This window comes from Paraburkholderia caffeinilytica (assembly GCF_046030355.1).
In the GTDB taxonomy this organism is placed as follows: Bacteria; Pseudomonadota; Gammaproteobacteria; order Burkholderiales; family Burkholderiaceae; genus Paraburkholderia; species Paraburkholderia caffeinilytica_B.
In genome coordinates this window covers 148,068-167,635 of sequence record NZ_JAQQCQ010000005.1, presented here as the reverse complement: position 1 = coordinate 167,635, position 19,568 = coordinate 148,068, and the positions used below count along the sequence as shown (strand labels likewise).

Annotated in this window: 17 protein-coding genes; 7 read left to right on the top strand and 10 right to left on the bottom strand. The window is 58.4% G+C overall.

Annotated features, from left to right (window positions below; translation table 11 throughout):
• Positions 1 to 37 precede the first annotated feature (37 nt).
• From PQQ95_RS09915 to PQQ95_RS09905, 3 genes are read left to right on the top strand one after another with little or no spacing between them, the layout of a single operon-like run.
• A complete protein-coding gene (locus PQQ95_RS09915; RefSeq protein ID WP_408437208.1) occupies positions 38 to 1,042 on the top strand; it encodes a substrate-binding domain-containing protein in 1,005 nt (334 codons plus the stop codon).
• A gap of 48 nt (positions 1,043 to 1,090) precedes the next feature.
• Positions 1,091 to 2,611, top strand: coding sequence for a sugar ABC transporter ATP-binding protein (locus PQQ95_RS09910; protein WP_408437207.1), 1,521 nt, complete (start codon positions 1,091 to 1,093; stop codon positions 2,609 to 2,611).
• Between the two features lie 14 nt (positions 2,612 to 2,625).
• Entirely contained in the window at positions 2,626 to 3,606 is a 981-nt protein-coding gene (locus PQQ95_RS09905) for an ABC transporter permease (protein ID WP_408437206.1), read from the top strand.
• Between the two features lie 191 nt (positions 3,607 to 3,797).
• Here PQQ95_RS09905 and PQQ95_RS09900 read toward each other — a convergent pair whose 3' ends face one another.
• The 6 genes from PQQ95_RS09900 to PQQ95_RS09875 all read right to left on the bottom strand — a co-directional run bounded on the left by PQQ95_RS09900 (position 3,798) and on the right by PQQ95_RS09875 (position 10,231).
• Entirely contained in the window at positions 3,798 to 6,344 is a 2,547-nt protein-coding gene (locus tag PQQ95_RS09900) for a glucose/quinate/shikimate family membrane-bound PQQ-dependent dehydrogenase (protein ID WP_408437205.1), read from the bottom strand.
• 152 nt (positions 6,345 to 6,496) lie between these two features.
• Positions 6,497 to 6,886 carry an ion channel gene (locus PQQ95_RS09895; protein ID WP_408437204.1) on the bottom strand — a complete coding sequence of 130 codons (390 nt, stop codon included), beginning with the start codon at positions 6,884 to 6,886 and terminating at the stop codon, positions 6,497 to 6,499.
• Between the two features lie 84 nt (positions 6,887 to 6,970).
• A complete protein-coding gene (locus tag PQQ95_RS09890; protein WP_408437203.1) occupies positions 6,971 to 7,396 on the bottom strand; it encodes an organic hydroperoxide resistance protein in 426 nt (141 codons plus the stop codon).
• 435 nt (positions 7,397 to 7,831) lie between these two features.
• Positions 7,832 to 8,299, bottom strand: a complete 468-nt coding sequence (locus tag PQQ95_RS09885) for a hypothetical protein (protein ID WP_408437202.1) — start codon at positions 8,297 to 8,299, stop codon at positions 7,832 to 7,834.
• Between the two features lie 339 nt (positions 8,300 to 8,638).
• Positions 8,639 to 9,034, bottom strand: coding sequence for a GFA family protein (locus PQQ95_RS09880; protein WP_408437201.1), 396 nt, complete (start codon positions 9,032 to 9,034; stop codon positions 8,639 to 8,641).
• A gap of 201 nt (positions 9,035 to 9,235) precedes the next feature.
• Entirely contained in the window at positions 9,236 to 10,231 is a 996-nt protein-coding gene (locus PQQ95_RS09875; RefSeq protein WP_408437200.1) for a putative outer membrane beta-barrel protein, read from the bottom strand.
• A gap of 695 nt (positions 10,232 to 10,926) precedes the next feature.
• Here PQQ95_RS09875 and PQQ95_RS09870 point away from each other — a divergent pair.
• On the top strand, positions 10,927 to 12,309 hold the full coding sequence (locus PQQ95_RS09870; protein WP_408437199.1) for a methyl-accepting chemotaxis protein: 1,383 nt from the start codon (positions 10,927 to 10,929) through the stop codon (positions 12,307 to 12,309).
• A gap of 14 nt (positions 12,310 to 12,323) precedes the next feature.
• Here the strand turns inward: PQQ95_RS09870 and PQQ95_RS09865 are convergent, their stop codons facing one another.
• A complete protein-coding gene (locus PQQ95_RS09865; protein ID WP_408437198.1) occupies positions 12,324 to 12,674 on the bottom strand; it encodes a DoxX family protein in 351 nt (116 codons plus the stop codon).
• Entirely contained in the window at positions 12,671 to 13,582 is a 912-nt protein-coding gene (locus tag PQQ95_RS09860) for an NAD-dependent epimerase/dehydratase family protein (protein ID WP_408437197.1), read from the bottom strand. Before PQQ95_RS09860 ends, PQQ95_RS09865 begins: the two co-directional genes overlap by 4 nt.
• A 140-nt stretch (positions 13,583 to 13,722) precedes the next feature.
• Here PQQ95_RS09860 and PQQ95_RS09855 point away from each other — a divergent pair, with 140 nt between their 5' ends.
• A complete protein-coding gene (locus PQQ95_RS09855) occupies positions 13,723 to 14,328 on the top strand; it encodes a TetR/AcrR family transcriptional regulator (RefSeq protein WP_408437196.1) in 606 nt (201 codons plus the stop codon).
• A 196-nt stretch (positions 14,329 to 14,524) separates the two neighbouring features.
• Here the strand turns inward: PQQ95_RS09855 and PQQ95_RS09850 are convergent, their stop codons facing one another.
• Positions 14,525 to 14,827 (bottom strand): hypothetical protein, encoded by a 303-nt coding sequence (locus PQQ95_RS09850; RefSeq protein ID WP_408437195.1) that lies wholly within the window; start codon positions 14,825 to 14,827, stop codon positions 14,525 to 14,527.
• 352 nt (positions 14,828 to 15,179) lie between these two features.
• Between PQQ95_RS09850 and PQQ95_RS09845 the strand changes: the two genes are divergently transcribed.
• Both PQQ95_RS09845 and PQQ95_RS09840 read left to right on the top strand, forming a co-directional pair.
• On the top strand, positions 15,180 to 15,716 hold the full coding sequence (locus PQQ95_RS09845; protein ID WP_408437194.1) for a hypothetical protein: 537 nt from the start codon (positions 15,180 to 15,182) through the stop codon (positions 15,714 to 15,716).
• Between the two features lie 441 nt (positions 15,717 to 16,157).
• Positions 16,158 to 16,736 carry a hypothetical protein gene (locus PQQ95_RS09840; protein ID WP_408437193.1) on the top strand — a complete coding sequence of 193 codons (579 nt, stop codon included), beginning with the start codon at positions 16,158 to 16,160 and terminating at the stop codon, positions 16,734 to 16,736.
• 231 nt (positions 16,737 to 16,967) lie between these two features.
• Here the strand turns inward: PQQ95_RS09840 and PQQ95_RS09835 are convergent, their stop codons facing one another.
• Positions 16,968 to 19,397 (bottom strand): SIR2 family protein, encoded by a 2,430-nt coding sequence (locus PQQ95_RS09835; RefSeq protein ID WP_408437192.1) that lies wholly within the window; start codon positions 19,395 to 19,397, stop codon positions 16,968 to 16,970.
• Positions 19,398 to 19,568 lie beyond the last annotated feature (171 nt).

The following is a 19,568-nucleotide window of genomic DNA, read 5'->3' as shown; positions in this document are numbered from 1 at the left end:
CACATTGATAAGTATTACATATTAAATGGAGACGAAAGTGAATTCAGGAACCTGGTTGACCTTAGCCCGGATCGGACGGACAAGCCTGTCCCTCGGCCTCGCGCTATGGGGCGCGCTAGCCGGCATTTCGCATGCCGAGGCAAAGGATGTTTCAATCGGTGTGCTGTATCTCGACTCGCAGGGTTACTACGCCGGCGTGCGTAGCGGCATCCAGAAGGCTGCGGCCCAGAGTGGCGTGAGCGCGCGGGTTCTCGACAGCAACTCCGGCGGCGATCTCTCCAAGGAAAGCTCGTTTATCGACTCGATGATCGCGAGCAAGGTCTCGGCCATCGTCGTCTCCGCCACGTCGGTCGACGGTTCCGTGCGTGCCATACGGGCGGCGTCGCGCGCCGGCATTCCGGTCGTCTGTTACAACACCTGCATCAACCAGCGCGGCGTCGATCAGTATGTCTATGCGTACGTCGTGGGCGACGCCTACGCCTTCGGTCAGAAGCTCGGCGACGCCGCGGCCGATTATCTGCTCAAGGCCGGTGTCGTCCATCCGCGTATCGGCGTGCTGAACTGTGAGTTCCTGGAGGTCTGTGTGCAGCGGCGCAAGGGCTTCGAAGACGCGCTGAAGCGCCGCATCCCCGATGCGCAGATCGTCGCAAACCAGGAAGGGACCATTCTCGACAAGGCGATTTCGACCGCGCAAGCCATGTTGTCGGCGCAGCCCGGCATCAACGTGCTGGTCGGCGAATCCGGTGGTGCGACGCTTGGCGCCACGAAGGCCGTCGAGAAGTCCGGGCGTACGGGCTCGATCGCCGTATTCGGCTGCGACATGACGACGGACATCGCGAACGAATTGGCGTCGGGCACGGTGCTCAAGGGCATCGTTGACGTGTCCGGCGTCGAAGTCGGGCGTCTTGCCTTCGCCCAGGCGATGGACGCGGCGCAGGGCAAGAAGCCCGCTTCGAAGATCGTGCCGGCTGCAATCACCGCCTACACGAGCCCCGCCGCCGCGAATACATGGCGCCTGGCGCACGCAGATGGCCTGCCCTGATTCCGCGATGCCGCGCCCATCGTTTCGATCGAGACCGGAGATGTTTTCGTGAACACAATATCCACCGACGCGAGTGCCGTTGCCGAGATTCGCGGCGCCGTCAAGCGATATGGCGGCGTGCTGGCGCTGGACCACGTCGACTTCGCGATTCATGCGGGCGAAGTCCGCGCCCTGCTCGGCAAGAATGGCGCCGGTAAATCGACGCTGATCCGCCTGCTAACCGGCGCGGAGCGTCCCGATGCGGGCGAAATCCATCTTGGCGGCAGTCGCGTGCCGGACAACCCCGATACGCTCGCGCGGCACGCCGCGGGCGTTGGCGTGAGAGTCGTCTACCAGGAACTGAGTCTCGTGCCCGACATGAGCATCGAGGAGAACCTTTACCTTGGGGCGTGGCCGCGCAAGGCCGGTGTACTCGACTATGACGCCATGCGTAAAGGCGCGTCGGCTGCCCTTGCGCGCGTCGGCCTCGATAACCTCGATCCGCGCCAATGGGTCGCCACGCTGACGGCAGCCGAGCGCCAGCTCGTCGAAATTGCACGAGCGCTGATGGGGCAGCCGCGCCTCGTCATTCTCGACGAACCGACGAGCTCGCTGACGGACCGGGAGTCGCGCCGTGTGCTCGATGCGGTCAGGCAGATGAGCGCCAATGGCATTGCCGTGATCTACGTAAGTCACCGCATGAAGGAGATTCGCGAAATCGCCCAGACAGCGACGGTGATGCGCGATGGCCGCGCCTCGCCCACGCACCGCCTTGCCGAGATGACCGACGCCGATATTGTCGAGTTGATGCTGGGCCATGGGCAGACCGCTGCGCAGGAGACGCTGCGCTCGTATGTACGCGACGAGATCGCGTTATCCGTCACCCGTCTTTGCGCACCGCCGAAGCTCGTCGATGTCGAGCTGACGCTCAAGCGCGGTGAAGTGCTCGGTATTGCGGGACTTCTTGGCTCGGGCCGAAGCGAACTCGTGCGCGCGATCGCGGGGCTCGACCCGGTGAGCAACGGCGAACTCGTTTTCCGCGGCAAACGGCACACGAGGTGGAACTATCGCCAGTTGCTCGCGCGCGGCCTCGGCTTCACGCCGGAAAGCCGCAAAGAACAAGGCATCTTTCCGCAACTGGGAGTGGACGAGAACATCGTGCTGACAGCTCCATGCAAGGTTTCGCGCTACGGCATGCTATCGGCAGCGCGCGTCCACGACGCAGCCGCCGCTGTGATCCGCAGCATGGGTATCAAGGCCGGCACGCCCGCGATACCGATCAGCACCCTTTCCGGTGGCAATCAGCAAAAGGCGGTGATTGGCCGCTGGGTTCACGCGCAAGCACAGATCCTGTTGCTTGACGAACCCACACGCGGAGTAGACGTCGACGCAAAACAGCAGATCTACACGATCATGCGCGCGCTCGCGGCCGAGGGCAACAGCGTGATTTTCGTGTCGAGCGAGCTCGAAGAGTTGCCGCTCGTATGCGACCGCGTCGCCGTAATCCGGGACGGACGCATCGCCGAGGAGCTTACCGCCCCCGCCATCACCACGCAGGCGTTGATGGTCGCCTGCCTGTTCGAAACATAAGTAGGAGATTGACGATGAACCTGTCCGCGATAAGCACGACGCAAACCCGCCCGAACTTTCGCTTGAGCCAGCATTTGAACGAGATCGGCCTGCTAGGTGTGATCGTGCTGCTCTACATCATCTTCGGCGTGGCGGCGAACGGCTTTTGCTCGTTCGAAAACCAGATGAACATCCTACGCGATGCTTCCGCCATCGGCATTGCCGCGTGGGGCGCGACGATGATCATCATTGCCGGCGAGATCGATGTCAGCGTCGGTCCGATGGTCGCGTTCATCTCCGTGATCTTCGCGTATCTACTCCGCTTTCAGATACCGCTTGCGGCGGCGACCGGCCTCGCGCTGATTCTCGGTGCAGCGCTCGGTTCAGTTGCCGGCTTGCTGCGCGCACTTTTCAACGTGCCTTCGTTCATTGCAACGCTCGGGCTATGGAGCGCGCTGCGCGGACTCGCGCTCTTCATGAGCAATGCGCTGCCCGTGACTTTTGAAGAAAGCGATTTCCTCGACCGGCTCGGCGACAATGTATTCGGCGTGCCTTGCTCGGCGCTCGTCATGCTGGCGCTATTCTTCGTCTTCCTCTTCGTGAGCCGCAAGACAGCTTACGGGCGCTCGACGTTCGCGATCGGCGGCAACGCCCATGCCGCCGCCTTGTGCGGCATCGACGTGAAGCGCATCCGCATGGCCCTCTTCGCGGTCGCCGGCGTGCTTGCCGGCGTCTCGGGGATCCTGTTGACCGCGCGGCTCGGCTCGGGCAACGCGGGCGCGGCATCCGGTCTGGAATTCGACGTGATCGCAGCGGTCGTGGTAGGTGGCACCTCGCTCTCAGGCGGCCGTGGTTCGATGACGGGGACGTTGCTCGGCGTACTCGTGATCACGCTGATCGGCAATGGGCTCGTGCTGATGGGTGTGAATCCGTTCTTCCAACAGATTGTGCGCGGATTCATCATCGTTATTGCTGTTCTGATGAACATTAGCCTCGGCAAACGCGGCGGCCGCTAAGTCAGATTACGCCCGCTCGGCGACCTTCGAGAGGAACAGACTTCGGGCGACATCTACACCGCAACGCTCGCCAAGGAAGGCTTCGTCGTTGTCGCGTTTGATACGAGCTTCCGGGGCGCGAGTGGCGGATCGCCACGTTTCATCGGCGATCCGTCAATCCGCGTTTCGCACATCCGCTTTGTAATTGCCCCTTACTGCTGGGGCAACGCGTAGGCAATCACATAGTCGCCGAGCTTTGTGCCGAACGAGCCATGGCCGCCCGCCGCGATCACGACGTACTGACGGCCGTCGATCGAATAGCTCATCGGCGTGGCCTGACCGCCTGCCGGCAAGCGGGCCTCCCAGACCTGCTCGCCGTTATTCACGTTGAACGCGCGGATGTAATTGTCCGCCGTCGCGCCAATGAACGCGACACCGCCCGCAGTGACGATCGGACCACCCAGCATCGGCATGCCCATCTTGAACGGCAGCGGAATCGGCGAACTGTCGCGCACGGTGCCGATGCGCTTCTTCCACACAATCTCATTGGTCTTGAGATCGATCGCTGAGATGTAGCCCCAAGCCGGCTGCTTGCACGGCAGGCCCAGTGGCGAAAGGAACGGATTGATCGTCACGCCGTACGGTATGCCGTACTGCGGCTGGATGCCGGACTCCGTGCCGCTGCCCTTGGCGCCCGGCTCCGGTTCCTGCGGGTTGCCCGGGCCACGCGGAATCAGGCGCGAGACGAACGGCAACGCGATCGGGTTCGCAACGGCAATCTGGCGGTCGGTGTCGACCGCAATACCGCCCCACTCGAACATGCCGAGGTTGCCCGGGAACACGAGCGTGCCCTGCAGCGACGGCGGCGTGAACGTGCCTTCGTAACGCAACTGGTGGAACATCACGCGGCACACGAGCTGGTCGAACATCGTCGCGCCCCACATGTCGGCGTCGGTCAGGTTCTTCGACGGACGATACGTGAGCTGTGAGAACGGCTGTGTCGGCGCAACGTGGTCGCCGGGGGCTGCGCCCTGCGGCACGGGCGTTTCGGGCGCCGGCACGACCGGCACACCGGTGCGGCGGTCGAGCACGAACAGGTTGCCGGTTTTGGCCGGCGCGTACACGACCGGCACGGTCTTGCCATCCTTGTCGGTAATGTCGGCGACCGTGGGCTGCGACGGCTGGTCCATGTCCCACAGATCGTGGTGCGCGGTCTGGTAGAACCAGGCGAGCTTGCCGGTCGAGGCGTTGAGTGCGAGCAGCCCGCTGGCGAATTGCTCCTGCTCCGGCGTGCGATCGCCGCCCCAGATATCCGGCGTCTTCACCCCCATCGGCAGATAGACCATGTCGAGCTTCGCGTCGTAGGCGGCGGGCGCCCACGAGTTGGGCGAATTCCATGTGTAATGCTCGCCCGGGCCCGGAATGTGATTCGGGTCCTTCGCGCCCGGATCGAACGCCCAGAGCAATTCGCCCGTGCGCACGTCGAAGCCGCGGATCACACCCGACGGCTCGCGGTTCGAGAAATTGTCCTCCACAGCGCCCGCCACGATGATCACCTTGCTGGTGATGATTGACGGCGAGGTCGGCTCGTACATGCCCGGCGTCGTGACCGGCTGGGCGTGTTGAAGGTCGAGGGCGCCGTTGTTGCCGAAGCCCGCGCAACGTTGGCCCGTCAGTGCGTCGAGTGCGTAAAGGTGGCCGTCGTTGACCGGCAGGTAGATGCGGCGCGTACAGGCGGCTGTGGATGCGGAGCTGGAGGCGTCTGCGACTGCGACGCCTGAGGCGGCGGTGGCGGCAGCGCCTGAGGCGGCGGTGACGGCCGCGCCCGAAGCATCCGCGACCACGGCACCTGAAGCGGCGCTGGCAGCAGCACCCGATGCCTCCGTAGATGCAGCGGCATCGCTCGCCGGCGTCGCAGCGGGTGCGGCCGCCGGGGCACTCGTCGATAGATCGACATACGACACACCGCGGCAAGTCACGTGCTGGAACGACGGATCGGCCTTCAGTTCAGGATCGAACTTCCACTTGAGCGTGCCGGTCTTCGCGTCGAGCGCGAACAGGATCTGATGCGGCGAGCATAGGTAAAGCAGATCGCCGATCTTGATCGGCGTGACTTCGTTGGTAATCTCGACAGGATCATTGGGTCCCTTCATGTCGCCGGTGCGGAAGGTCCAGGCCACCTGGAGATTCTTCACATTCTCAGGCGTGATCTGCTGCAATGGCGAGTAGCGCGTGCCTTCCTGATTGCGCCCATAGGCGGGCCAGTCGGAGGCGTCGATGCCGGTGCTGGCGACGTTTGCGGGCACGGCAGCATTCAGCGTGCCGTTGACCTGCTGCGCATCATTGAAGTCCGCGTACACGAGCACGCCCGCCCATGCCACGAGCGCGACGACGAGCGACGCGACGCCCAGCTTGCGGTCGCCCTCAAGCCGCCAGCTCACGAGCAGCAGCAACCACACGCCGAAGATGACGAGTACACCGGAACGCGGCGCGAGTGCCCAGAAGTCGGGCCCCGACTCGAAGAGCGCCCAGATCGCCGTGCCGATCAGCACAAGGGCATACAGCACGAGTGCGGCGGGACTGCGCCGCCAAAGCAGCCAGGCCACGCCCAACAGCACGATGCCTGTGACGACGTAGTACGCCGAGCCGCCAACCGCGAGCAGCCATGCACCACCAATCAACAGATAGAGCGCGGTCAGCACCGTAAAAAGCAACGTGATGACGCCGATCACACCCCGCAAATTCGACTGACTGGTCATGATGATCTCTACCCTCTTGAGTGGATACCGACTACCAGAGGTACCGGCGTCGAATTCACACGCCGGAGCACGGTAAAAAGCATTTCAGAACGCTGATTACACATATTAGGAGACATAGCGGCCATCTGGTATGACATATTCGTCGTTGGCGGCTACCGCGCTTCGCGTCGCCCGCCCCGATGTGCGGCTATCTGGATGGCATAAACAGCGGACGCGGTGACCACACCCGTGATCAACACGCCGAGCAGTCCAAGCAAAACCGCGATGATCAGACCCGGTGTGGTGGTCGGCACCACGTCGCCGTAGCCAATCGTCAGCGCCGTGACCGCGCAAAAATAGAAGGTGCGGCCTAGCGATGATTGCGTGCGCGTGGCTGCATCGACGGCGCCCCCAACGTAATACATGGCGACCGACAAAATGAGGAAAAGTATCAGCAGCATCACCAGAATCGCGCGCAGATGCCAGAGAACCCTGGCAAACTCGGCAACTGCGTGATGCGGCTGGATTCGGGTGCGAACAGCATCTTCGGCGGCATTGTCCATGTCATGAACCTCGCAGATATGCGCCGCTTTGCGCGATATGGCATCCGCTGCTTGCACCCGAAAAAACGCGTGATGACGCGCGGCCTAGACTAGCGTCAACTTGACGTCGATGTTGTTGCGTGTCGCGTTCGAATAAGGACAGACGATGTGCGCCTTGTCGATCAAAGCTTGCGCCTCTGCGCGGTCCAGGCCCGGCAGCGAGATTTTCAGTTCGACTTCGATACCGAAGCCATTGGGAATCTGTCCGATACCGACGCTGCCATCAACCGCGACGTCCTTCGGCAAGGCGATCTTGTCGCGCGCGCCAACGAACTTCAACGCCCCGATGAAGCATGCGCTATATCCCGCCGCGAAGAGTTGCTCGGGGTTCGTTCCGTCGCCGCCTCCGCCGCCGAGCTCCTTCGGCGTGGTCAGCTTGAGATCGAGATTGCTTTCGGGAACCGTCGCGCGTCCGTCGCGACCGCCGGTGACGTGCGCATGAGCGCGGTACAAGACTTTTTCGATCGACATTCAAGACTCCTTTGCGTGTCAGGGTGGTAGACGACTTCCCGGCGCCGCCCTATCTTTTCACGTTCTGCGACATGCGGTCCCGAAAAGCTGATGCAAAAGCTAACCCGCATAGTAATCGGCTCAACTCAGACCGACAACCGGCAGTGAGAAGTTTTCTCCTACTTTGAGCGCCCTGCTGGCAGATTGGTATGACATATTTATGTAGCCGTGCGGGCAGGCCGGTGACGTTGTGCCAAACGTTATATCGAGCCAGCAAGGTACGCAGCCGGCAAAGCGGGCGATATTGCACGGCGGGGCCGCTCTGCCTGAGACACGCATTGCCGACGATCTAGGTCATATGCCTGCCCTGAGACGGACGACAATCGTCTCAGGGCGGGCAGTCTCCGCACGGGTCCGGTTGCACCGCCCTCCTACCGGTCGGTCCGTCTTGATCGCCTAGTGTGACGCGACAACTGGTTGCTGCCCCGCGTCGGCTCTTGACGTTGCAGCACTTTTCTCTGAGGAGCTTTGGCGTTGTGACACGTTTGAGGCGGCTATCGGTTCTCCGGCTCGCTGCGCCACTTCTTCTGCAAGCAGGTTTGCTGCATGGCGTGCCGTGATGCGGCTTTGCGGAACGCCTTTCGCATCGAGCGCAATCACCTTGTACAACTCGCGATCGCATTCGAGTTCCTGCTGATATTGCTGCGCCGTGTCCACCAGCAATTCAAGAAGCGTCTGACGATGCCGTCTTTCCTCAAGCGTGATTGAAGGATTCCTACATATCGAGGATGCAAGTGTGATCAAGGTATCCAGTTGACCCAAGTGCCGGTTGCATAAATCGAAGGCCGACAGGGCAAGCTTTTCGTACTGGAGTGCGTCGACAGGCGGACGTGAAGCGGATTGATTTTTGTTGGACTTGCTCATGGTGCGATCTCCCTGTTACTTCCTGGATCGCCCGACACTCGCTTGAAGGGGTGAGCGGGCACGTAGTCGGGTTGACAGACCGGTGTTCTAACGAGCCGGCGAGCCTTGCGGCTCCCCCACCACGGCCCGCCCATTGAATAGACGTGCAGCAGCAGACGCACTCCCGCCTGAGCGGGTGTGCGGTTAGAACAATCAGGCTGTCAAACCTGGTCGCCAAGTGTTTCCCGACGACTTGACAATTATAAAGCAGCCCATCGAGGTTGACTTCAACCTTACAGGCTAAATGTTTGATTTGGCCGAACGGATAAGGAGAGGTAGGGGTGCCGACAACATCGATCGTCAGCGTTCACGCGGCCCCGGCCATTCTTCACGCGGTTGCGCACACGTCACTGACATGGAAGCGCCAGAGGTCCTGCGTGTGGGAACCAACGAAGGATCGAATCCACTCAGACAATGCACGTTCACACCGAAATGGTCTGGCGATGCTCTCTTTCTGTGGAAGGTATAAATCCCGCAACGGGAGCAAAAGTAATGCTTCGCGCGTCCAGTGTTCCATTCATAAAGCGTCAGGAATTCCTCGCCCTCGATGACATGTAATTGGTCCTCCCTCACCTTTGTCATCAGTGCGTTTTTCATGGAACACAGCGAGCAATCGCATGTAGTGAGTTCGCACACATCTGCGTCGACGGTGAATTTCACTGCGCCGCAATGGCAAGATCCGCGATAGTGTTGCATTAATGTCTGCCTCCCTCGGGCTTGCTCCCCAATCAGATGGGAATACGAATTCTTGTTGCCGGAGAGATTGTCGGCGATTTGAAGTCCCGTGTCGAACGACCGTCCATGACTGAGTTCCGCCTCATGCCGTCCGCATAAACAGCATCAACTCGTCAGGCCGCTGCGCTCAAAGGCCCCTGTGCCCCGATTAAGGCAGGCACTCTAGAAGCGATAGCCGATGCCACCAAGATAGATGTCACTATCCTTATCGTAGCTCGTCATCACACGATTCCACGACGCGCGCACGTACCAATGTCGGGTGAGGTTATACGCAGCCGACATCGTCAGCAGGAGCGAGACGTTGCCACCCGTATCCGTGCCATCCTTGACACGATGCGTATCGGTTGCATAGTAGGGCCCTACGCCCACGCCCAAACTCAGCTTGTCGCCGAAGAAACTGCGGCGCAACCAAACCTGTGCTGCTGCACCCGAGCGGGTATCGAGCGGTGTATGTCCTTCATTGATCCAGCTGATCGTTCCGTCGAAATATCGTCCAAAACCATGCCGGTATTCGAAGCCATATGCGAAGGCACCCGGTGACCTGAGGCTGTTGACTTCTGTCGCGCCGGCCATTGCGGTAATCTGGTCGCCGCTCGACACGCTGTCGCTGGTACCGCCGGCGAGCGAGCCGCCCGTCTTCGGCGCGTCGAGCTCGTAGCCAATGCCGAACATGACGTTGAACGTGTTATAGCTGCGTGGCGCGAGAATCTCGTTGACGCGCAACTGATAGAACAGTCGCTCGTTGGTAAACCAGGTTGCCGACAGACTGAAGATCGTCCCCAAGCCGTGACTGTCGACGTAGGGCTTGTTGTCGACGGAGAACTCCGTGTCGAAATAGCTGTAGACGCCTACGCCTGCAGCGAGCGAGAGCCGCCGGTCAAAGAAGGCAGCGCGCCGCCAGTATTGCAAGGCGAAACCATCGCGATGACTATCCTGAACGTGGCCCTCGTTAAGCCAGGAGTAGCTGAGCGCGTTGTATGCATCGAGCGCCTGCAAATAAGTGAAACCCCAGGTATAAGCCGATTCCCCAGGCCGATCCGCACGCAGCCATCCGCCGAACACGGACAGTTCTTGCGCATGGACCGTGCTGGCGAACACTACGCCACTCAATACCGCGATCCACCTCGACACGCGAGCCAGCCGAAGTTGCTTTTTCATAACCTGTCTTCCGCACTTCAACAAAATAGCGGGACAACGTTTGAACGCTCCGGGATCCCGACAATCGAGTGTACCGTCCGAAAGCACGCCGACGAAGGCTAACGCTGCCTATGCCGTAACGCGTCGTAACTTTGTGCGCTCAGTACCAGTCATCGAAGAAAGCGATATCGCTCGGCGCAACCGGTACCAGGTAGATGCCTGGAAATTCGAGCAGATAATATCTTGTTATAAATCCGCGTATTTCTGTTTCACTACCAGCATTCACCCGCGCCTGAGTTTCGCCCCAAATACCTTTCCAGATTGTCAATGATCCCGGCATCCATGTCGACAGTCAGGGTAAAACCGACCTTCACTGATGCTGCATACGGCCGTAAACCTTGTTGGAAGGCTACGGGAACATTGCATGCCATTGCTACCAATGGCAACCCAGCTATTTGCCAAGCGGCAAGTAACGGGAAAGCCATGTTTTGCGAGAAGACGGAAGAGGCAATCGCCGCGACCGTTACCGCCCCGTCGTCTGTGACAAAGCTTATGAGAGACCTGCCATAGATGCGACCGTGTCCGCTACTGGACGCGAACGCATCCATGACGCGCAAGCAGAAACTCAACAGAGGTTGAAAATGTCAACACTGTCGGCATCTGAAACTGTCAAGGCAACCGCGCTTTTGCCCGTTGCCCGTTCGGGTGATCTGGTGATGTACCTGACCTTGCTCGGATCAGTCGCCGCGGCGCTCGCGATTGGCCAGTACTTCGGCGACCTGGCTTTCGCCTTGACATGCGGCGCGGTTCTGCTGACCGTCGGGAGCGTGGCGTTCTTCGCCGCGCGTGGCAGATGGGCGGCGAGGCTTGCCCTCACCCTCTGCAATGTCGCGGCCGTAATCCTGCATATCCAGTTGGGCTTCGGAACCGTCGAATTTCACTTCGGGATTTTCGTACTGCTTGGATTGTTGCTGGTCTACAGGGACTGGCGCATCCTCGTCGTGGCTGCAGGCCTGTTTGCGCTACACCATATCGCCTTCGATCGTTTGCAGGCGTTGCATTTTGCGGTGTACTGCACAGCACAGGCGAATTTCCCGAAAATGCTGCTTCATGCCGCTTACGTCGTCGTGCAGACCGGTGTCGAAATCGTTCTTGCAGTCCGTCTGCGCGAGGCGGCGATAGAAGCATCGGAACTGTCGGCGATCGTCCACCACGTGGATCGGGGCGATCAGCTCTGTCTTGACGTCACCCCGCTAGCCGCGAGCGCGCCCTCCGCCGTAATACTCAAGGAAGCGATTGCCAGAATGGCGGCAGCGATGGCCGACGTCAGCGGGGTTGCCGCCTCCATTGGAACAGCTGCCTCGGAAATCGCGACCGGCAATCTGGATCTGAGCCGGCGTACGGAGCAGCAGGCGGCCAGTCTTCAGCAAACCGCGGCGTCGATGGAGCAGTTGACAGGGACCGTGAAGAACACGGCGGGCACCGCCGGGCAGGCCACAGGACTGGCAGGCGCAGCCGCCCTCGCAGCAGGTGATGGCAATGAAGCCGTCGCCAGGATCACGGCCACGATGACGGAGATTTCTCAGTCCGCGAGGCGCATCGCCGATATAACCGGGCTGATCGACAGCATCGCCTTTCAGACCAACCTGCTCGCCCTGAACGCGGCGGTCGAGGCGGCTCGCGCAGGAGAACATGGCCGGGGCTTTGCCGTCGTTGCCTCCGAAGTACGCCAGTTGGCCCAGCGCTCGGCAACTGCCGCCAGCGAAATCAAGACGCTCACAGGCGATAGCGTTGAGAAGGTCAGTACCGGGATGAGTCTCGTCAACGCGGCGGGAAACACGATGGACAGCATCGTTAGTCAGGTACGAAACGTCAGCGCCTTGATTAGTGAAATATCGGGCGCGTCGACACAGCAGACCGTCGGCATTGGCCAGGTCAGCGACGCGGTGACACAGCTGGACGCCGTCACCCAGCAAAATGCGGCGCAGGTCGAACAAAGCGCCGCGGCCGCGGAAAGTCTCCACCAGCAGGCAATCCGCCTGAGCTCGGTCGTCGATCGCTTCGTGCTTGGCAAACAACCGGTCGTGAGCGTTGCCTGAGTGGCGCGCAAACCTCAACCACGGAGCGCCACAGTCGCCACAACGAGGGCCGAAAATACCAGCGCCGGGGCGAGATGCTGGAACGGCTCCCGGTTTCGTAGCAACGTGAAGAGCGCGCCAATCATGATTGCACCGGCCAGCGTCAAGCCCAGGACTCTGGTTTGCTGTCCAAAAAGAAGTGCCGCACACAACAGTTCAAGCGCGCCACAGAGCAAACGAAACCATACCGGGTAACCCCAGCGCGCGAAGTCGCGCTTCACCGCGCCTGGTCCTGCGAGATTGACCACCCCAGCAATCGTGAACAGAACCGCTACGATCATCGCAAGAATCGATTCGAAAGATGCACCATTCCACGCCATGGTCATGCTCCATTGTTTTGCTGAAAGTGCTTTGGTGCGGATAGGTCCGCAATCAGGCCAGGCCCATGGGGCTGCCACGCAAGAACTCGCCGGGCATGCTGGCCGCTGACTCTCTGATCTAGCGCCAGTGCGTCAGCGAACGGTCCAAGCGATTTACGAGCATCGTCGAGCGGCCAGGTTTCGACGCGATCGGCGCCGACCGAGGCCCGAATCGCTTCGCCCATGCCGGCAACCGCAACGGCATCTTCCGCGACCACGTTGAAGATCTGTCCCGCGACTCGGCCGTCCCCATTTGCCGCCCGCTCTACCGCGCTCAGGTAGGCCGTGGCGAGATCGTCGACGTGAACGGCAGGCCAGTGGTTGCGACCATCGCCGACCACCCTCACACTGCCGCTCTGACGGGCCATGCCGGCGAGCATGCCGAAGACACCGCCGCCGTAGCCGTGCACCATCGCCGGCCGGAGGATCACTGCGGCAATCGAGCGGCTTGCTGCCAGCGCCAACACCTGTTGCTCCACTGCGGGCCGCCAGGCGATGAGTGGCGTCGGGTTCAGCGCCGATGCTTCAGTCGCGGGCTCCCCCTCCGTATTGCCGTAGACCCAGATGCCCGACGTATAGACAAACGCCGCGCCCGGATGCAAATGCGAAAGCATCGCTATGGCCGCGGCCTCGTCAACAGCAGCGGCGGAAGCATCGTTGGTCGACGCCATATGCACCACGCCATCCGCGGCACCGGCAGTCGCAGCGAAAGACCGCGGCTCGCGCAGGTCGCCGGAATGCAGTGTCACACCGAGACGCGCCAGCGCGCCGGCGGCCACCGAACTGTCCTTGCGCACCAGTGCCGTCACCTGATGGCCAAGGCTGATTGCCTTGCGCGCGACCGCTTGCCCGATAAAGCCAGTACCACCTGTCATGAACAGTTTCAAAGCGTTCTCCAATGATTGGCTGTGACGTTGAATAGTCATACAAACGAGACTAGTCGGTCTCGTTTTGGCAAATCTAAACGAGACTGACCAGTCTTGTCAACTATTCGACGATCTGTTATTTATCTGGGATGAACCCCTCCTCACTCCCCGACCTGAGCCCGCTGCAACGCCGTAAGCGGTCCGCCATCCTCGACGGCGCAAAAACCGTTTTTTTAAGCCAGGGGTTCGGCCTGGCAACGATGGACGATGTCGCCGCGGCCGCCGGCGTCGGCAAACAGACGGTCTACCGCCACTTCAAGTCGAAGGAGGCGCTCTTCGTTGGTCTGGTGAGCTCGATGTGCGCTCAGGTGGGTGGATTTCTTGCCAGCGCTGAGGACGAGCAATCCGATGGCTCACCCGAAGTCGAGTTGCGCGGGTTGGGAGAAGTGTTGGTACAAAATCTCATCACGCCGGATAATCTGCGGCTTTACCGGGCCGTCGTTGCTGAGGCCGAGCGTCTTCCGGAACTCGGCCAGGTGTTTTACGAAAATGGCGCCAAGGTCGTGCGTGCCTTCGCCGCAAAAATTCTGCGAAAGCGATTTGATGAATCGACTGCCGCATTGCGGGCAGCGACATTCGTTCAGTTGGTGCTGGGCGATGCGTATCTGGAGCTGTCAATTGGCTTCACGGTGCCCGATGCTGAAGCGCGCTTTGCGTTGCAGATTGATGAGGCGGTGGCGGTGGCGCTTCGCTAAGGAGCGCCGCACAAGATGAACGGTTCCATTGCGGTCCGGGCATGCAACCCCTCGATGTGCCGCAAGCCGCCGTCAGGAAGTGGCTCGGACGAAACAAAAAGCCGCTGTCCGTGAGGGCAGCGGCTTTCCTTGCAACGGCGGCGAATGAAGGCGCTTGCTCGCTTTGCGCTTGCGCCTGGCGGGTTATTAATTGCTGTTATTTGCCAGCCGGCGACGCTGTGCTTGGGGTTGCCAGCGTGTTGTTGACCCCGTAAGCGCTAGCACTGGGCGTCGAGTTGGTGTTCGTGGTCTGCTGCAGGCCCGAGTTCACCGCGCCGCCGCTCATGCCGCTGTCCGAGTTGGCGGCGCCAGGCGTGCCGTAACCGCTCGTTGCGTTGGTCTGCGCGGCTGCGGGCGACACTACGCTCGGCGTCGCCAGCGTGTTGTTTTGTGCATAGGCCCCGCCCGACAGCGCGAGTGCGGCGACAGCCGCGATTAATGTGCTGGTTGCCTTGTTCATGACCTGCTCCTCCAGATTGGATTGGAATTCTCATGCAAACGCACGTAATGAGAAGTCTAGGAAAGTGGCAGCTGATAATTAAGCGCATTGTTCGCAAAGATTAATTTCGATTTTTGGAACGACCTTGAATGAGTCCTGCCCCCGGTCTGAGGCTGGCAGGTTCGCGGCGTGGCGCGCCGTAATGCGGCTTTGCGGAACACGGCCGAGATTGTAGCCATCGAATTTGAACCGTCGCGACCGCGAATATCCGTCTTAATCATAAAGTTTCGGTGCAGCCAGCCGATAATCCCGATGGGCCATAGATCATTGGGGTTTTAAGTTGTCCCGTCCGTCTGTCCAGGCCAACCGCGCAATGCTTAGTGTCGACAACACGGGCGGAGATCTAACTGAATTATCAGTTCGTCCTCTGACGTTTCTCTACATCGGTGAACTGCACATGGCCGGTACTCCTCAAGCGGCAAGTGATAGTCCGCTTCGCGCCGTTTATGTTCCGATTGTTGGAGCCTATGAGGAATTCGAAGTCTTTCCCGCAGAATACAAGGGGCGCTTGTACGAGACCTTTACGATGGACGAACGCAAATTTGATGACGACGTAATGGCGTTCGCGAATTCGGACGGTCGCAGGCTCAATACGTATGTTCTCTATTTCGCTGCTGTCGATTACAAAGACAAGTTTAATACCCACCATCACAGAGTTTTTGAAATCACGATGAGCCAGCACGAACTTGACGAGGCTACGGCGGCTCGGCTTGTCAGCACGTACGACGACTCAATAAAAAACGGTGTGTATATTGACACGCGTTATGTGGGCTCGGCCGCCCTTGCAAAAATCTGGCCGCATGCAGCATCGCCACGCATTGCAACGACGCCGTGGGGAACTCCGGTTTGATTGGGTGGGTTAAGGACAAACTGTCTGTCACTTCGCGTATGGGACCGTTACGTTGCCGGCTCACGCCGCTGTTCGCGTGTCGACGCAGACATGCACACTCTCTGCATCACAGCGGTCGTTCGACAACGGCGATCGCGAAAGGACGCTGGGCATCGGCGAATGCGTACTTTCGACACAGAACAGCCGGTCAAGCCGGCTCGACCCCGACGGCCGCTTCCGAGATGAAGCAGGCCCTTCACCTCGGCGCCGCAGCGAGCACGTGGGTTCTATATACCGCAAGAAACCCACATTGGTATAGTTGTCTCCCATAGGCCGCTTTTCACGTGTGGTGGCGGCCATTATCTTGGAGCCTGTGCTGTGGTCATAATTTTAGCCACACAATGCACAATTTGAATTAATTTATTTAACAAAATTTCGGGTTGTTTTAATAAAAAACGCTCTATGGATATCTACCAAATCGAAATATTTTGTGACCGCTGGATATCAAAGGCGGACATCTATCGATCCGACAGTTTGGAAGATTTATTCGATCGATTCTTTACGCTATTTGTAGCCTACAATCGCCTTTACTCCGCATTGGCTGAGCTATACCGCGCGACCCTTGATCCGCGAAAGGTGCCAATGCTTCAGGGAGACCGTAGAGAGGCTACTACCATAATGGCTCAGCTTATTCAGCAGCCTCGATTCTTAAGTATCGTGCAGGGAAATTCCGTCATAGCCGATTCCTGCAAATCGATCTCAGAACTGCTGCTGAATCGCCAGTTTTTCTTGCATAGCATCCGTGGTACAGGCAAACCCGACCATGCAAGGGATGAAAGACTTGCCGAGGAGCTGCATAGGCATCGTATCTTGGCGGTTCTCGAATGTCTTTACCAGATCCGCTGCAATATTTTTCACGGTGAAAAAGAATTTGCCCCGCGACAAGCCCAACTACTTGCCCCAGCTATTGTCTTGCTCGAAGCAATCGTCCAACTGAGTAAGAACGTCTTGCGCGAAGTCGCCAGTATTCCCGCAGAGTAAGGCGTTACTGATCCAAATGAAAGACCGTTAACTAATCATGAACTGGCATTCGAATGTCGGACTTGCGCCTAGAGCGAGCGACGCCTCGTGACCGAACACGGAAATCCGTCGAAGGAGTATGCGCAGCGCATCGTCCTGAGCGGCAAGCTTCCGTAACCGACCCCTTGCCGCCCTTCGGTTGAGGGCGGCAAACGTCTCTAACTAAGTCCAAAGCGGCCCGCTAGATGAGCGTCAAGAATGGTCGACAACATCTGCTTCCGTGTCAGATTGACCGGCCAGTCGACGCTCATAATACCGTACTAGCTTACTAATCTCGGGATCGCCCAGATCAACTTCGGCGCGTTTTAGCCGCTGCATAGCATCGTCGTATACAGAAAAATCCGCTGTTTTTCTATAAATTTCGATGCCAACGTCACAATAGGCGCCGAGTAATAGTTTGTGGTCCCGAAACCGTCCGATTGCCGCTAGAGCCGCGTCACGCGCTTGGTTTAGAATCGCCAGCCGATCTTCTAAAAGGATCCCTTCGGTTTCCAGCGCACGACCCACTAGGATGTTAATCCTATACCGGGTGACAGGTGCATCACGTCCGAAATCCTTTTCGAATATGCGGATTTCGGCATCGGCCTTTTCGAATTCACCAAGTTGAATGAGATTGCGAATAAGCCTGTGCCTTGGCACTCGCTCGCCGGGTGCGACAGACATCATCTTACGTAGCAATCTATTTTGAACGTTCTTGTCCGGTATACGTGGCAGGCCACTCTCGATGTTACAAAGCTCGCGAATTGTACGAATCTCGATGTCGAATGTCGGAGAAATGGAATCGATGACTTTTTCGAAAAGAGAGATGATTTGTTCCGTATCATGGAATTTATATTTTGTGAGAATACTGACTATCACAGCATGCCTGCCCCGCCAACCGTACAACCCCTCTCTCTCATTGATGGCGTACTCATGGATGATGTCTGTGAGGTTGCTCAAAGCCGCCGAAATCGTTAAAGCCGGAATGCCGAGCAGACGTATCACCAGTTGACGATGAACGCGGATCCCCGAGCTTTCCATCGCCGCAACAATTCGGTAAATATCTTGATGCTCCGGGTTTAGGCTCGCATATTCCCTCAATATAATGTCGTCGAACTTTTCCGATGAAAAAATATTTTTTAGACAAACGAATGTCTCCGACTCGCACCTATCGACTAGCCGCCGCCGCTTTTCATGACGAGAGAACCCGCTGAATGCGTCTCCGACTAGATCGCGAATTTTTGCATTTGAATCAATCAAATTGAGTAGTTTATCGATCTCCTCAGATTTTAGGCGACCTAAACCGAACTCTCTTCCAATTTTATAAAACGCGGGTGTTTTTATACGAGGATTCCAATGGTTCCGAGTGCTGACCAAAACCACCTTTAGTTCATGTATACGTTCCGAATAAAGTGAGTCAAGAAGGGCGTTTATCTGGTGGAGATGCGAGTGAGCCTCGTCTACAAACAGAACCCCTTTGGCACCGTACTTCGCTAGCGATTTAGCGATGGCAAGCCAATCGCGCGACGGCAGTTCGAAATCGCCCTTGTGTTCCCAGCAAGTGTAGCCTTTGCTTTGCAAGGACAGCAGAGCTTGTCGCGCAGCTGTGGTCTTGCCAAGCCCACTCGCGCCGAGGATCGTTGCGCATACGTGGTCGTCCGCTTCAAGATAGGTTTCAATCTCCGCCGTGACTGCACGATCAAACGTAAGGTTTCCGACGATGTCTGCATAGCTAGCTGGCCATCCATTAAACATTCTGGTGGCGTCAGACGACCCGCTCGCGGCATGTTCTACGTCTACAGTTATTGGCCGCAGCGTCGGTGTCTGGTCAAAAGGGTGACCGGTCTCGCTATAGACTGGCGTACTGAACGGCAATTTGGCCGCAATCGCGTGAAAAAAGTCATCGAGTCCACCAAAGCAGACCTGAAAACCACGCTTTTCCCAGAGGGCAGCACGGTTGATATCGTTGGAATACATGAGCAACGTGATCTTGCTAACACCCCCGGTTTTGCTTGCGATTTCGGCCGCCCGATTCGCAATTTCTTTAATGTCTTCGTCGGCGAGGGAGTGACCAATGATTATTAGGTTTGCGCCAAATAGATCGGCTTTGAACCGATCGTACAGCCCTTCGCGAAAGTTCTGAGTATGATCGTAATCGCTATCGGTCAGGATGATGCGACTGGTATGTCCGTCGCAGAGATCCTTGTCTATAGATCCGTGTAGTTTGAAAAGCTTGACGGAATCTGATTGTTCATGAATTCTAAAGTCGAAATTTGACTCATACACTAATAGCGGAATATTCTTCCTCTTGTAGCACTGCTCGACAAGTGTGTCATAATTTGTCGTATAAATGGATTTCCATTTATACAATGGAAGGTTAAGTAGACTTCCTGTTGGGCTCAGCCCCCGAAAAGCTCTCCGGATGGTCTCAATAAGCTCCTTTCTGCCAAACTGCTCCTCGATGATTCCGCTGTACTCGCGCAGCGAATAGCCGTTGTGGTCGAGATCGAAGCGCGCTTCTAAAAGCTCAAGCAGTTTTCCGACTGATGGCGCGTGAGAACTTATGCACGCACCGGCACCCATAAAGAGCACTGTACGCTCGGGTTCGACTGTGAGCGCGAGTCGGCTGAGTTCGATTGGCATAGTATCCCCTAAGACATGACATCTTCGTTATCGTTGGTCTCTGCGCGACGCAGTATTGAGTACATTAGCATGTCGCGATTTAATAGTGGGCCATACCAGTGGGCTGTGCAATATCAAGGATGGCTATTCTGCGAAGCGCTGAGCACCGACGCCGAACCAATGCAACGTTTG

Excerpts from the sequence above, each read along its gene's own strand:
- PQQ95_RS09870 (WP_408437199.1), top strand. The coding sequence starts at position 10,927 with ATGTACCTGACCTTGCTCGGATCAGTCGCCGCGGCGCTCGCGATTGGC.
- PQQ95_RS09845 (WP_408437194.1), top strand. The coding sequence starts at position 15,180 with ATGCTTAGTGTCGACAACACGGGCGGAGATCTAACTGAATTATCAGTT.
- PQQ95_RS09865 (WP_408437198.1), bottom strand. The coding sequence starts at position 12,674 with ATGACCATGGCGTGGAATGGTGCATCTTTCGAATCGATTCTTGCGATG.
- PQQ95_RS09875 (WP_408437200.1), bottom strand. The coding sequence starts at position 10,231 with ATGAAAAAGCAACTTCGGCTGGCTCGCGTGTCGAGGTGGATCGCGGTA.
- PQQ95_RS09835 (WP_408437192.1), bottom strand. The coding sequence starts at position 19,397 with ATGCCAATCGAACTCAGCCGACTCGCGCTCACAGTCGAACCCGAGCGT.
- PQQ95_RS09895 (WP_408437204.1), bottom strand. The coding sequence starts at position 6,886 with ATGGACAATGCCGCCGAAGATGCTGTTCGCACCCGAATCCAGCCGCAT.
- PQQ95_RS09905 (WP_408437206.1), top strand. The coding sequence starts at position 2,626 with ATGAACCTGTCCGCGATAAGCACGACGCAAACCCGCCCGAACTTTCGC.
- PQQ95_RS09840 (WP_408437193.1), top strand. The coding sequence starts at position 16,158 with ATGGATATCTACCAAATCGAAATATTTTGTGACCGCTGGATATCAAAG.
- PQQ95_RS09880 (WP_408437201.1), bottom strand. The coding sequence starts at position 9,034 with ATGCAACACTATCGCGGATCTTGCCATTGCGGCGCAGTGAAATTCACC.
- PQQ95_RS09890 (WP_408437203.1), bottom strand. The coding sequence starts at position 7,396 with ATGTCGATCGAAAAAGTCTTGTACCGCGCTCATGCGCACGTCACCGGC.
- PQQ95_RS09885 (WP_408437202.1), bottom strand. The coding sequence starts at position 8,299 with ATGAGCAAGTCCAACAAAAATCAATCCGCTTCACGTCCGCCTGTCGAC.
- PQQ95_RS09850 (WP_408437195.1), bottom strand. The coding sequence starts at position 14,827 with ATGAACAAGGCAACCAGCACATTAATCGCGGCTGTCGCCGCACTCGCG.
- PQQ95_RS09855 (WP_408437196.1), top strand. The coding sequence starts at position 13,723 with ATGAACCCCTCCTCACTCCCCGACCTGAGCCCGCTGCAACGCCGTAAG.
- PQQ95_RS09860 (WP_408437197.1), bottom strand. The coding sequence starts at position 13,582 with ATGACAGGTGGTACTGGCTTTATCGGGCAAGCGGTCGCGCGCAAGGCA.
- PQQ95_RS09900 (WP_408437205.1), bottom strand. The coding sequence starts at position 6,344 with ATGACCAGTCAGTCGAATTTGCGGGGTGTGATCGGCGTCATCACGTTG.